Raw genomic sequence first — 13,343 nt, forward strand, 5'->3', positions numbered from 1 at the left:
CGGCGGGAAGATAACCGGAGATGCTGAGCGGGGCCAGTTACTAAAACACAACTCTTAGGGAGAGGCCTGCCAGAGCCTTCCCCCTCTGGTGACAAGCTGGACTGAGTGACGCCACGACTAAGCCTAATTCCCTCCCCCCTTAATATCCCAACCCCATAAATGGTCTCGTAGAGGGAGGGGGTTTGGGGGAGGGGTAGACCATTTCCAGCATTCGGCCTATAATCTGGTCATGAAGAGATGTTGACCGCCCCTAATTGGCAAGCGGCAATGTTGGTGCCAACCATGCACCTCGGGTGTTTGCGCGTGGAGTGCAAATAGCCAGCTCGCCTTAATATGACCTCGTGAACCGCGAAGACACGCGGCCTGCTTTGCCCGACCCCAGATGCGGCGAAGAGTTCAGGGAAAAAACTTGGGGCTCCACAATTCATGAACTGAATAGGGAGTTTCCTAATGGAAACCATCCAAGGGCGACTGCGGTTGCTCAAATCCCCTTTGCGCGTTCTTCTGGACGGCGGAGAAGAAATTCATTTGACCGGTATGGAAGCCTGCACCTACCGGCTTTTAGATGAATGCAAAGAGCGGGGACTTACTCAAGGCGAAGCAAATCCCCCGGGTCTTGCCTTCAGGTGGCCGGTTTATATCAGCGGCTTAAGAGGCAAGGGAATTGGAATTGAAACCTTGTGGGAACGGACTCCGTCTGGCGCTCGCATTGGACGCTATATCTTACGGTGTAATTTGAAGTTCGTGAGTGTCTAGCGGTGCGGCAATTCCTGTCAGAATATTTTACGTCGCGTCTGGCAAGCTATGTGCCTTTCGTTCTCTCCGCCCGTTCCCCCGTTGCCCCTCTTCCGGGCCACCCCGGGGTTTTTCTCTGAGGAGGGGGCATGTGTGAGCATCTGCTTACCACTCAACAGGCCGCGACCTTCCTTGGTGCCAGCCCTCGAACATTGGAGGATTGGAGGCTCAGGGGCGGCGGCCCGGTCTACCGCAAAATCGGTCGCCGTCTCGTGCGCTATTGCGATACGGACTTGTCCGCATTCATTGCGTCTGGCGCGCGGCTGAATACCGGCATGGACCACCTGTGACGGCTGGGTGTGGGCGTGGGGCATCGGCCTTGCGCTCACATCTTGCTCACACGAAAACCGACAGCAGGCACGCTGGCGCTATGACGCCTGTAACGCTATGATTTCATTGAAAAGAAATGGTGCCGCTTAGGTGACTCGAACACCTGACCCCCTCATTACGAATGAGGTGCTCTACCGGCTGAGCTAAAGCGGCCCGGAACATGTCCGCGAGGCAATTGGCCGTCGCGACAGGCGGGTGTCTTTACACACTTCCCCCCGGCTTGCCAAGCGCTTTTGTCTTCTATTTCACAGCTTTCGGCGCACGGGCCCTGCGGACCGGCTTGCGCTTGGGGAGGGCTTCGGCCGGTTCCTCAGCGTCGAGGTCCTGACCGGTGATGGCGGCGTCGAAGGCGCCGGGATCGTCGGGTTGCGGCACGGCGTGCGGCTGGCTGCGCGCGGCCTTGATGAACGGCATAGACGGCACGTAGCGCGACGCCAGCTCCGGCAGTTCCGGCAGGCCCTTTTCACCGCGTTCGAAGCGCGGGTGCGGCAGCACCGCCTTGCCGGCGAAGGTCAGGATCAGGTTCGACCAGTCCTGGGCGCCGTACGCAAAGGCGCGGCCTTCGGCGTCGATATCGGACCATTCGGGCTCGGACCTGGCCAGGGCCGCCTGGGCGACCCAGGTGCGCGCCGCGTCGAGGTCCTGCAGGCCCTGCGATCCGCGCGCCATGGCGGCGCAGACGCGCTTGGTGACGATGTCGTCGGCTGTATCGGGTTCCAGCGCGGTCATGGCGGCGGCGATGTCAGCCTTGCCGGCGCCGAGCACGGCCTGTTCGACGCGCAGGATGCGGCTTTCGCGGTGGCTGTCGTTGCGGTCGAGCAGGCCTTGCAGCCGGCGGGCGCGTTCGCGCGGGGTCTCGTCGGAAACAAGGTCGCGGTAGGCCAGCCACAGGGCCGGGTGCGGTGCGGCGGCCCAGGCCGCTTCCAGCACGTCTTCGGCGCGGCCGGGCTTGCCGGTTTTGAGCAGCAGGCGCGACGCGATGATGGCGGCCGGCGTGAACTGCGGTTGCAGCTTGGCGGCGCGGACGGCGTAGTCGAGCGCCTGGGTCTCGTCCGTCTCTTCCAGCGCGGCGGCCGAGGCGGCCATCAGGGACGCCTTGGCGCGCTCGCTGAAAATGGGCGAGATCAGCTTGCGGGTCAGCGCGCCGTCGATCAGGCTGAGCGCTTCGCTCCATTCGCCGGCTTCCAGGCGGGCCTCGAACAGGGTTTCGAACGCCCACATGGCCGGGCGCGGCTGGTTATAGGCCTCGCCCGCCAGCTTGACGGCCTCGGCGCGGTCAGCCTGGCTCTGCGCCAGCTGCACCAGGCCCTTGAGGCCGGCCAGCTTGAGCTCCGGCACGTTCAGCATGGCGGTATAGGCGGCGCGGGTGGCGGTGGCGTCGCCCGAAACCTCGGCCGACATGGCCGTCAGCACGCGCACCAGCAGGACATTGTCGCTGAGGTCCAGCGCCTTGGCGGCGTTGCGGCGGGCTTCGGCGCCGTCGCCGGCGGCGACCGCCATGAAACCGCGCGTCAGCACCTCTTCGCCCTGACGGCGGCGGGTTTCGGCGCGAGCGCGCTCGGCCCGCTGCGGCGAACGCGACAGCCACAGGGCCAGGTTCCAGAAACAGACGGCGCACAAGGCCAGAAAGCCCAGGATGCAGACGGCGGCGGCGGCACTGGTATCGATGCGATAGTTGAACCAGATCAGGCTGGCCTGCCCGGCGTCGCCCGCCAGGCCGAAAGCGACGGCGATCAGGATGGTGATGCCGAGAAGGATAAGGATGGTGCGAATCACGGCTGCGCTCCCGAAGGCGCCGCCGTTGCCTGGGTGCCGTCATTGGCCTGGACCAGGCGTTGCAGCGCGGCCTGGGTCAGGCGGCGCGTCAGGGCGTCGACGCGGGCCCGGGCCTGGGCGTCCGCCAGCCAGGGCTTGAGCGCCGCCTTGGCCGACGGGGTCAGCGTATCGAGATCGGCCAGGGCGGCGTCGAGATTGCCGTTCTTCAGCTGGACCTCGGCGCATTGCAACGCGCCCTGGATGCCTTTGCAGCCTTGCTTGTCGATGCGGCGCACCGAGATGAACGAGCCCAGGGCATGGCGGGCGCGATTGAACAGGCTGTCCTTGTCGGTATCGGCTTTGGACGCGATATTGGCCTTCATGGCGGATTGCGGGAAATCGAGCGCCAGCTCGACCTCGGACGGCACGCCATGCTCGGCGGCGGCGCGCAGGGGCGCGGTCAGCGACGGATCGTCGAAGGCGGGCTCGACGGCGGCCAGTTCCGCCAGGAAGGGTTCGGACGTGTGGGCCTTTTCCTCGAGCACCGTGGCGGCATAGGCCGTGGCCGCGGCGCGGGCCAGGGCGCGCTGGTTGGTTTCGAGGCGGTCCAGGCGGGCCGACAACTGGGCGATGGCGGCGGCGTCGGCGGAATAGACCGGGGCCGGGGCGGCTGTCGCGGGGGCGGGCGCCTGGCCGGGAATCTGGCCGGGAATTTGGCCGGGAACGGTCAACTGGCCTTGCAGGCGCAGGATCTGGCCTTGCAGCTGGGCGATCTGCGCGTCCTTGTCTACGGCAGGCGCGGTGGCTGCGGCGGGTGTCGCGGCGGTGGGCTGGAAGTGCTTGACCAGGTTCCAGGCCAGCAGCGCCAGCCCGATGGCGACGATGGCGATGGTCGGCATGACGATCAGCACGAAGCGGCGCATGGAGCGGGCCAGGTCCTGCCGGGCCGCGGCGTCCTCGGCGGTGTTCGCGCCCTGGGGGTCAAAGTCGCTCGCGGTATTCAGCCCGTCGTTCATCTCGTCATCTTCCGGACGCCTATTGGCCTATGTCCGCCCCTAACAAATCGAGCATGGCGGCCTCGGTGGGCTCATGCGCGATCCGGTGCCGCGCTCCTTCGGACAGCGCCCCGGCCGCGCCGGCAAACCCCTGCCATGCACCTTCAGACATACAGATAAACCACGGATTGGTGAACGCAAATTTGCCGTGAGTTGTCAGATACCTCGCGGCTTCACGTCCGCCGCGCGCCGAATGGATCAGCACATGGGTGATGCGCCCGAGGTCGGCGTCGCGCAGCTCCGGCCTGACGGCGACCGTATCGTAGACGGGGGCTTGCGTCACGCGGAAGCCCTCGGCCCACAGCCAGGCGGTCAGCGGCGCCGACGGCTGTTTCGCCGAAGCGTAGATATAGCGGGCGTCGCGCGGCGCTTTCGATTTCATCAGCGCGAACAGGGCCTCGACATCGCCCTCGGCCGAGACGACTGCCGCAAAGCCCGCGTCGCGCGCGGCATCGGCCGTGGCGTCGCCGACGCACCAGGCCGTGGCGCCGCGATGGTCGCTTCGGGCGGAAAAGGCCCTCACGCCGTTGCGGCTGGTGAAGATGACGGCGTCGAACGGAGTATCAAGCCGCACGTCGAGCGCCTCGACCGCCAGCACCGGCGCGGCGATGGCGATGTGGCCAAGGGCTTCGACGGCGCGCGCGGTCCTGTCCGCACCGTCCGCGGTCCTTGTAATCCAGACGGTGCAGGGCTCAGACAAGGATCAGCTCGGGCCCGGCTTCGGCCTTGATCTCAAGGCCCAGGCGCAGGCCCAGTTGGCGCGCCGTATCGGGCGTTGGCCCGGCAATCGTCTCGCGGCGTTGCCAGCGCTTGCGGCCGTCCGACGACAGGGCTTCGACGAACAGGGAAAGCGCACCGTCCGCCACCGTGGCATAGGCGCCGACAGCCGTCCGGCACGAGGCTTCGAGCGCCTCCAGCGCGCCGCGTTCGGCGCGGATGCGCAGGAAGGTGTCTTCGTGGTGGACGCGCTTGATCCAGTCCTGGCCGATGTCTGAGGTGCGGCACTGGATGGCCAGCGCGCCTTGCCCGGGCGCAGAAGCGAATACGTCCGCATCGACGAAGGAGCGGATTTCATGCTCGAGCCCCAGCCGGTTCAGGCCTGCCGCCGCCAGCAGCAGGGCGTCGCAGTCGCCGGCCTTGAGCTTGGCGATGCGCGTATCGACATTGCCGCGGATCATGACGACCTCAAGATCGGGGCGCTGGGCCAGGGCCTGGGCCTGGCGGCGCAGGCTGGCCGTACCGAGGCGCGCGCCTGGCGGCAGGTCGGCTATGGTCGCATAGCGCGGGCTGAGGAACGCGTCGCGCGGGTCCTCGCGCACCGGAAAGGCGCACAGGGACAGGCCGGGAATGTCGAAGGCCGGCACGTCCTTCAGCGAATGGACGGCGACATCCACCTCACCCGACAGCAGGGCCTCTTCGATCTCCTTGGTGAAGAGCTGCTTGCCGCCGGCCTCGATCAGCCGGCGGTCCTGGATGCGGTCACCCGTGGTGGTGATGACCTTCAGCGGCGCGATCTCGTCGGCGCGTGCCGGGTCGAAACCCATGGCCGCGACGATGCCCCGTTGCACCCAGCCGCACTGTGTCAGGGCCAGTTTGGAGCCGCGGGTGCCGATGGTCAGTTTTGCCGTCATATCTTTTTCCTCGCGACCTCCCTACGGCAATCGAGGGGGCGTGGGCAACGGAAAAGACGGGTTGCAGCCTTTGACCTCAGGCGGAGGGGGCGTCGCCTTCGGGCTTATGCGGCTTGTGTTGACGCCGCAGCGCCCGCCGCCGTTGCCGTTCGTCTTCGCGCTGCTTCTTTTTGGCCTGGATGCCGCTGCGCACGATGAAGAAGAGCGCGGCGCCGGCGCCGATGATGCAGACGGCAGCGGTGATGATGGCGGCCAGGGGCGGGGCGGACGGGCCGGGGTCGGGCGTGGCGCTGGCCGAGGCCGCGTCGTCGCCGGGCAGGCCGTTGAGGTGGCCGTCCAGTTGTGCCGCCATGGCGCTGAGCGAGGTGTCGAACGCCGCCTCCTCGACTGCCACGCTCATTTCTTCGTTGGTCACGGCGCGGGTGTCGACCGGAGGCGTGGTGGCTGCCGGCGCAGCGGCGGCGGCATCGGGGGCCGGACCGGCGTTTGCGACATTGACGTCGCCGCCGGGGTCAGGATCGGTGCGGTCGGCCTGTGTGGTGTCCGGGGTGGCGGTGGCCGGCGGATTGACCGCTGTCGTGGTCTGGCCTGTGGCGATAGCCGCTACGCTCGCGCCGCCCATCAGGACGGCAGCGCAGGAAATAATCAGAATCGGACGCATGTTCGCCCTTTAACCCTCCGTCCGGCGCCACGACATTCCTCCCCGGCCACGGCAACAGTAAGGCCATTTGTTTCAAGCCTGACATATAAATATGGCGCGGGGCGGGGGTTTCGCACCGGGCGCGCAGGCCTTATAGAACCGGCATGTCCAAGCCGCTTACAGTCCTCGGGATCGAATCGTCCTGCGATGAAACCGCCGTCGCCGTGGTGCGCCGCGACGAGGCGGGCAGGGTCGAGGTCCTGTCGAGCCTGATCCATTCCCAGGTCGTCCAGCACGCCGAATATGGCGGCGTCGTTCCCGAAATCGCCGCGCGCAGCCACGTCGAGACGATCGACGCCCTGGCCACGGAAGCCTTGAAGGCGGCGGGCGACGTTACGCTCGATGCCGTGGCCGCGACCGCCGGCCCCGGCCTGATCGGCGGGGTCATGGTGGGACTGTCCTTCGCGAAAGGCTACGCGTTGGCGCGCGACCTGCCGCTGGTGCCGGTCAACCACCTCGAAGGTCATGCCCTGTCGGCCAAACTGACGGAAAAGGTTGAGTTTCCTTTCCTGTTGCTCCTCGTCTCGGGCGGGCATTGTCAACTGTTGATCGTGCGTGGCGTCGGCGACTATGAGCGCCTGGGCACGACGATCGATGACGCGGCGGGCGAAGCCTTCGACAAGATCGCCAAGGTGCTGGGGCTGGGCTATCCCGGCGGGCCCGCGCTGGAAGCCTGCGCGCGCGAAGGCGATGTCACGCGGTTCGAATTGCCGCGGGCATTGCTGGGCCGCAAGGACTGCGCCTTTTCGTTTTCGGGCCTGAAGACGGCGGCGGCGAAAATCGCCTATGAGCAGGTGAAGACGGAACAGGACCGCGCCGACCTGTGCGCGGCGGTCCAGGCGGCAATTACGCGTCAGCTGGTCGAGCGCACCGCGCGCGCCATGACGCTCTTCCGGGAACAAAATACCGTGAAGACGCCTGACCTTGTCGTCGCTGGCGGGGTGGCGGCCAATACCGCCATCCGTACCGCCCTGACCGACCTGTCGGCGCGGCATGGCTTCACCTTCGTGGCCCCGCCGCTCAAATACTGCACAGACAATGCCGCCATGATCGCGCTGGCCGGGCTTGAACATTTCGCCGCCATGGGCAACATGCCTCACAACACAGCGGCCGACATGGCGGCGCTGGCGCGTCCGCGCTGGCCCCTCGATGAAAAACGCGCGGAAAGCGCGCCGGTCTATAAAACGCAGGGACGTAAAGGGGCCAAGGCATGACAGAGGTTTACCGCCAGGTGGGGGTGATCGGCGCGGGCGCGTGGGGAACGGCGCTGGCCCAGGCGGCGACGTTCGCCGGCCGTGAGGTGCTGATCCAGGCGCGCGAAACCGAGGTCGTCGACGGCATCAACTCTGCCCACGAAAACGGCCTCTATCTCAAGGGCGTCGCCCTGTCGCCCAAGGTCCGCGCCACAGGGGACCTGAGCGACCTGGCGCACTGCGACCTGATCCTGGCGGTGCCGCCGGCCCAGCACATGCGCGCCACCTTGAAGGCGTTCGCGCCCTATGCCCGCGCGGGCGTGCCGATCGTCCTGTGCTCAAAGGGCGTCGAGCGTGGTACCGACGCGCTGATGACCGAGGTGCTGAGCGCTGTCCTGCCGGACGCCACGGCGGCCGTGCTGGCCGGGCCAAACTTCGCGCGCGAAGTCGCCGAAGGCAAGCCGTCGGCCGTGACCATCGCCTGTGCGAACGAAGCCGCCGGCGCGCGCATAGCCGCCTCGATCGCCGGGCCCAGCTTCCGGCCCTACCTGTCGCCCGACCTGATCGGCGCCGAGGCCGGCGGGGCGATCAAGAACGTCATCGCCATCGCGTGCGGTATCGCCGAGGGCAAAGGGCTGGGGCGCAACGCCCACGCGGCCCTGATCACGCGTGGCTTTGCCGAGATGTCGCGTCTGGCCATGGCGCTGGGGGCAAAGTTCGAGACCATGTCCGGCCTGTGCGGCATGGGCGACCTGGTGCTGACCTGTTCGTCGCCGCAGTCGCGCAACATGTCGGTCGGCCTGGCCATGGGGCAGGGCATGACCCTGGCCCAGGCGCTGGAAGGCAAGGTCTCGGTGGCCGAAGGCGTCGAATCGGCGCCGGCCGTGGTCGAACTGGGCAAGCGCTTCGGCGTCGAACTGCCGCTGTGTAACGCTGTCCACGCCGTGCTGACGGGCAGGATCGACGTCGACACCGCCGTCGGCATGCTGATGTCGCGGCCGCTGAAGGTCGAGCGGGCGTAATCCGGCTCTTGTGTCAGCGACTGTTTACGGCCTAACCTCCCTGAAAAACAGGGAGTGGCGTAGCGTGAAACAGATCCTTTTGAGCGGCACCTGTGCGGTGCTGGCCTTGATGGCGCACGGTGCGCGGGCCGAGGACGCGCCGCCGACGCCGTTTATCGTCGTCGATCAGTTCGGCTACCTGCCCGATGCGCAAAAGGTCGCCGTTGTGCGTGACCCCGAGGTGGGTTTCGACAACGACTGGCGCTTTACACCCGGCAAGACCTATCAGGTCGTCGATACCAGGACCCAGGCCGTGGTGTTCAGCGGAACCCCCGTCATGTGGAACAACGGCGCGGTCGATCCGTCGTCCGGCGACCATGCCTGGCGCTTCGATTTCAGCGCCGTGACCGCGCCCGGCCGTTACGTCGTGCGCGATGCCGATGCGAAATACGATTCGGCGCCGTTCGATATCGCGCCCAACGTCTATAAGCCCGTCCTGGTCCAGGCGGTCCGTTTCTTCTACTACCAGCGCGCCGGCTTCGCGAAGGACGCCAAATACGCCGGTGCGGGCTGGGCGGACGGCGCCAGCCATATGCGTCCTGGCCAGGATACCGAGGCGCGGCTGTACAGCCGGAAGGGCGACAAAAGCACGCAGCGCGACGTCCACGGCGGCTGGTACGACGCCGGTGATTTCAACAAATACACCAGCTGGACCGCGCGCTACGTCATCACCCTGCTCAACGCCTATGATGAAAATCCTTCGGCCTTTACCGACGACTTCAACATTCCGGAATCGGGCAATGGCGTTCCGGACGTGCTCGATGAGGTCAAGTGGGGCACGGACTGGCTGGTCCGCATGCAGAATGACGACGGCTCGCTGCTGTCGGTCGTCGGCCTGGCGTCAGGATCGCCGCCGTCCGCCGCAACCGGGCCCAGCTATTACGGGCCGGCCAATACGCTGGCGACGCTGAACGGCGCCGGCGCCTTTGCACGCGCCGCCAAGGTCTATGGCGCCGATCCGCGCTTTGCGGGCTTCGCTGCCGATTTGAAGGCGCGGGCGGTGAGGGCGTGGGCGTGGGCGGATGCGCACCCCGCTGTCACCTTCTACAACAACGATGCGCGCGACCATTCCGAAGGCCTGGCCGCCGGCCAGCAGGAGGGCGACGACTTCGACCGGCGCGTGGCGAAACTGCAGGCCGCGGTTTACCTGTTCGACCTGACGGGAGAGGTTGCGTTTCGCGACTATGTCGATGCCCACTATCGCGACGCTGGCCTCTACGTCCATCATGCCAATATCGACTTCAACTACGAACAAAACGCGCCGCTATTGGTCTACGCCGCGCTGAAGGGCGCGACGCCCGCCGTGGCCGCCGATATCCGCAAGACCTTTGCCGACGGTTTCGAGGGCGATGGCTGGCAGTCGATGGCGAAAGACCCTTACGGCGCGTGGCTCGGCGCCTACACCTGGGGTTCCAGCGGCATCAAGTCGGTCCACGGCAGCATCTTTGCGGACGAAGCGCGTTATGGCCTGGGCGACCATTCTAAAAGCGCGGCCGTGGACGCGGCGGCGGGCTATATTCACTACCTCCACGGCGTCAATCCGCTCGGCAAGGTCTATCTGTCAAACATGAAGGCGTTCGGCGCGACCAATTCGGTCAGCCGCTTTTATCACACCTGGTACACCCACGGCAGCAGCCGGTGGGACGGTGTCTCAACCTCGCAGTTCGGCCCGCCGCCGGGCTATGTGGTCGGTGGCGCCAACCCGTCCTATACCTGGGACAAGCGTTGTCCCGACATCAATCCGGGCTGCGGTCACGCCATGCCGGCGCCGCCCTACGGCCAGCCGGCGCAAAAGAGTTACGCCGATTTCAACGACGGCTGGCCGCTGGATTCGTGGGAGGTCACCGAGCCGTCGGGGGCTTACCAGACGGCCTATATCCGTCTGTTGTCCAGGTTTGTGAAGTAATCTACTCCGCGTCGAACTTGGCGAGGTCGTCGATCAAGCCCTTGACCGAGGCGGCGATCAACTCCTTGCCATGCTCGACCGTCGCCAGGCTCGAATCCGAGCCGATACGGCCGTCGGGAAAGCGGTAACGGTAGTCGAGCGCATCGCGGATAGGGCCGTTGGGCGCGATTTGCGGCTCCATCGCCGCCGACTTCACGTGGTCGGGATAGGCCGCAAAGGTGACGGCGATTTCCGACGGTGTGGCATGGCTGCCATGACCGTTGGGATAGAGCCTGGCCGCAAGCCGGCTGATGCCCGGCAGGTCCCACCAGTTCTTCAGCTTCAGGATGAAGGGGCAGGGATTGCCGGCGTAGGAATAGGACGCATAGATTTCCGAAAACGTCGCCTCGATCGTGGCGACATTGCCGCCGTGGCCGTTGAGGAAATAGATGCGGTCGAAGCCGTGGCGCGAAAGCGACCTTACCCAGTCCTCGATCGCCGCCATGAAGGTCGACGGCCTGAGCGAAATCGTGCCGGCAAAGCCCAGGTGATGCTGCGCCATGCCGATATTGAAGGTCGGCGCCACCAGGATGTCGGCTTCTTTTTCAGCGGCGTGTGCGATGATTTCCGGGCACAGCCAGTCGGTGCCCAGAAGCCCCATGGGGCCGTGCTGCTCGTTCGAGCCGATGGGGATGACCACGGTGCGCGAGGACTTCAGGCGCGCGTCGATTTCGGGCCAGGTGGACAGGTGCAGTAACATCGAAACACTCCACGGAAATCCGGTTGCAAGAAACACAATCCCGTCGCCTCGGCAAGTTATGCAGTCAAAACCTCGGCCGGATCATTTTTTCTATGTGGTCCTATCGACTTGGTAAGGACCATTCCGTAAGGTCCGGCGCAAAAATACACCCGCCGGCCATGCCGCCCACGCGCCGCGGGATATCAGGAGAGACCGCGTGTCCGATCAAGCCCACGATAGCCTTTTTCCCGTTCCCGCCGATTTCATCCGTCCCGGCACCCTGACCGCCGAGGGCCTTCAGGCGCAGCACGACCTGTTCGCGCGCGATCCGGACGCCCATTGGACGAACCTGGGGCAGGCGCTCGACTGGATGACGCCTTTCACCAAGGTCAAGGACGTCAGCTATAACCGCGAAGACTTCCGCATCCGCTGGTACCACGACGGCGTGCTTAACGTGTCGGCCAACTGCATCGACCGGCATCTGGCGACGCGCGGCGACCAGGTTGCGCTGATCTTCGAAGGCGATGATCCGAACGTCTCCTACACGGTGACCTACAAGCAGCTCAGCGCCGAGGTCAACAAGCGGGCCAACCTGCTGAAAGCCTACGGCGTCAAGAAGGGCGACCGCGTCACCATCTACCTGCCGATGGTGCCGGAAGCGGCCTATTTCATGCTGGCCTGCACGCGCATCGGCGCGGTGCACAGCGTCGTTTTCGGCGGCTTCTCGCCGGACAGCATCGCCAACCGTATCCTCGATTGCCAGTCGGACATCGTCATCACGGCCAACGAGGGCCTGCGCGGTGGCAAGGCGATCCCGCTGAAAGCCAATGTCGACAAGGCGCTGGAACAGTGCCCGAACGTGCGCACGGTGCTGGTCGTCGAACACACCAATGCACCGGTCGACGCCAGGCCCGGCCGCGACGTCAAAGTCGCCGAGGCGCTGCAAGGCATGTCGGACGTCTGCGCGCCCGAACCGATGAACGCCGAAGACCCGCTGTTCATCCTCTATACCTCGGGCTCGACCGGCAAGCCCAAGGGCGTGCTGCACACGACGGGCGGCTACCTCGTCTGGGCGGCCTATACGCACAAGACGGTGTTCGACTATCAGGACGGCGACGTCTACTGGTGCACGGCCGATATCGGCTGGGTCACGGGCCACTCCTACGTCGTCTATGGGCCTCTGGCCAACGGCGCGACCTCGCTGATGTTCGAAGGCGTGCCGTCCTACCCTGACAACAGCCGCTTCTGGGCGGTGGTCGACAAGCACAAGGTCAGCATCTTCTATACCGCGCCGACGGCGATCCGCGCCCTGATGCGCGACGGCGAAGCGCCGGTGAAGCAGCATTCGCGCGCGAGCCTGCGCCTGCTCGGCACGGTCGGTGAGCCGATCAATCCCGAAGCCTGGCTGTGGTATTACCGCGTCGTCGGCGACAGCCGCTGCCCGATCGTCGACACCTGGTGGCAGACCGAGACCGGTGGTCACCTGATCACGCCGGTGCCGGGCGCGACGCCGCTGAAACCGGGTTCGGCGACCAAGCCGCTGCCGGGCATCGTGCCCAGCCTGGTCGATGCCAACGGCACCGAACTGGAAGGCGCGGTCGAGGGCAATCTGTGCATCAACGATTCCTGGCCCGGCCAGATGCGCACCGTCTTCGGCGACCATCAGCGCTTCCTGGAAACCTATTTCTCGACCTATCCCGGCAAGTATTTCACCGGCGACGGCTGCCGCCGCGACCAGGACGGCTATTACTGGATCACCGGCCGCGTCGATGACGTGCTGAACGTGTCCGGCCACCGCATCGGCACGGCCGAGGTCGAAAGCGCCCTGGTGGCGCACCATTCGGTCGCCGAAGCCGCGGTCGTCGGCTATCCGCACGACATCAAGGGCCAGGGCATCTGGTGCTATGTCACGCTGAAGGCCGGCGTTACCGGCACTGACGCCCTGAAGGTCGAGCTGCGCAATTTCGTGCGCCAGGAAATCGGCCCGATCGCTTCGCCCGACGTCATCCAGTGGGCGCCGGGCCTGCCGAAGACGCGCTCGGGCAAGATCATGCGCCGCATCCTGCGCAAGATCGCCGAAGGCGCGCCGGACCAGCTGGGCGATATCTCGACCCTGGCCGATCCGTCGGTCGTGGCCGACCTGATCGAAGGCGCAAAAGGGCTTAACTGAGGTTTTACAGGCGCTTCCCGGTTCGGCAT

The 13,343-nt window shown here is 65.9% G+C and carries 12 protein-coding genes and 1 tRNA gene; 6 read left to right on the forward strand and 7 right to left on the reverse strand.

All coding sequences use genetic code 11. From position 1 onward, the window contains the following. The first annotated feature begins 450 nt into the window (after nt 1-450). Together AB8717_RS02170 and AB8717_RS02175 are read left to right on the forward strand one after the other, a co-directional pair. On the forward strand, nt 451-756 hold the full coding sequence (locus AB8717_RS02170; RefSeq protein ID WP_443749394.1) for a winged helix domain-containing protein: 306 nt from the start codon (nt 451-453) through the stop codon (nt 754-756). 128 nt (nt 757-884) lie between these two features. Beyond that, nucleotides 885-1,085, forward strand: coding sequence for a helix-turn-helix transcriptional regulator (locus tag AB8717_RS02175; RefSeq protein WP_443749395.1), 201 nt, complete (start codon nt 885-887; stop codon nt 1,083-1,085). A gap of 117 nt (nt 1,086-1,202) precedes the next feature. Here the strand turns inward: AB8717_RS02175 and AB8717_RS02180 are convergent. From AB8717_RS02180 to AB8717_RS02205, 6 genes are all read right to left on the reverse strand, one after another. Next, nucleotides 1,203-1,278, reverse strand: a tRNA-Thr gene (locus AB8717_RS02180). 87 nt (nt 1,279-1,365) lie between these two features. Further along, nucleotides 1,366-2,901 carry a heme biosynthesis HemY N-terminal domain-containing protein gene (locus AB8717_RS02185; protein ID WP_443749396.1) on the reverse strand — a complete coding sequence of 512 codons (1,536 nt, stop codon included), beginning with the start codon at nt 2,899-2,901 and terminating at the stop codon, nt 1,366-1,368. Continuing rightward, nucleotides 2,898-3,896 (reverse strand): COG4223 family protein, encoded by a 999-nt coding sequence (locus tag AB8717_RS02190; protein ID WP_443749397.1) that lies wholly within the window; start codon nt 3,894-3,896, stop codon nt 2,898-2,900. The genes AB8717_RS02185 and AB8717_RS02190 overlap by 4 nt, the downstream gene beginning before the upstream one ends. A 19-nt stretch (nt 3,897-3,915) precedes the next feature. Further along, nucleotides 3,916-4,635: a uroporphyrinogen-III synthase gene (locus AB8717_RS02195; RefSeq protein WP_443749398.1), complete on the reverse strand. Its 720-nt coding sequence runs from the start codon at nt 4,633-4,635 to the stop codon at nt 3,916-3,918. Then, nucleotides 4,628-5,566 (reverse strand): hydroxymethylbilane synthase, encoded by a 939-nt coding sequence (gene hemC / locus AB8717_RS02200; protein ID WP_443749399.1) that lies wholly within the window; start codon nt 5,564-5,566, stop codon nt 4,628-4,630. Before hemC ends, AB8717_RS02195 begins: the two co-directional genes overlap by 8 nt. A gap of 76 nt (nt 5,567-5,642) precedes the next feature. Further along, nucleotides 5,643-6,227, reverse strand: coding sequence for a hypothetical protein (locus AB8717_RS02205; protein ID WP_443749400.1), 585 nt, complete (start codon nt 6,225-6,227; stop codon nt 5,643-5,645). A gap of 143 nt (nt 6,228-6,370) precedes the next feature. On the opposite strand from AB8717_RS02205, the gene tsaD reads away from it, so the two are divergent. The 3 genes from tsaD (at nt 6,371) to AB8717_RS02220 (ending at nt 10,426) form a co-directional block, all read left to right on the forward strand. Continuing rightward, nucleotides 6,371-7,480 carry a tRNA (adenosine(37)-N6)-threonylcarbamoyltransferase complex transferase subunit TsaD gene (gene tsaD / locus AB8717_RS02210; RefSeq protein ID WP_443749401.1) on the forward strand — a complete coding sequence of 370 codons (1,110 nt, stop codon included), beginning with the start codon at nt 6,371-6,373 and terminating at the stop codon, nt 7,478-7,480. After that, nucleotides 7,477-8,481: an NAD(P)H-dependent glycerol-3-phosphate dehydrogenase gene (locus AB8717_RS02215; protein ID WP_443749402.1), complete on the forward strand. Its 1,005-nt coding sequence runs from the start codon at nt 7,477-7,479 to the stop codon at nt 8,479-8,481. Before tsaD ends, AB8717_RS02215 begins: the two co-directional genes overlap by 4 nt. Before the next feature lie 64 nt (nt 8,482-8,545). Further along, nucleotides 8,546-10,426 carry a glycoside hydrolase family 9 protein gene (locus AB8717_RS02220; RefSeq protein ID WP_443749403.1) on the forward strand — a complete coding sequence of 627 codons (1,881 nt, stop codon included), beginning with the start codon at nt 8,546-8,548 and terminating at the stop codon, nt 10,424-10,426. 1 nt (nt 10,427) lies between these two features. Here the strand turns inward: AB8717_RS02220 and AB8717_RS02225 are convergent, their stop codons facing one another. Continuing rightward, complete coding sequence (locus tag AB8717_RS02225; RefSeq protein ID WP_443749404.1) at nt 10,428-11,165, reverse strand: creatininase family protein; 738 nt, start codon at nt 11,163-11,165, stop codon at nt 10,428-10,430. A 196-nt stretch (nt 11,166-11,361) separates the two neighbouring features. Between AB8717_RS02225 and acs the strand changes: the two genes are divergently transcribed. Then, nucleotides 11,362-13,314 carry an acetate--CoA ligase gene (gene acs, locus AB8717_RS02230; protein ID WP_443749405.1) on the forward strand — a complete coding sequence of 651 codons (1,953 nt, stop codon included), beginning with the start codon at nt 11,362-11,364 and terminating at the stop codon, nt 13,312-13,314. Nucleotides 13,315-13,343 lie beyond the last annotated feature (29 nt).

It is taken from the genome of Asticcacaulis solisilvae, assembly GCF_052327315.1.
GTDB classification, from domain to species: Bacteria; Pseudomonadota; Alphaproteobacteria; order Caulobacterales; family Caulobacteraceae; genus Asticcacaulis; species Asticcacaulis solisilvae_B.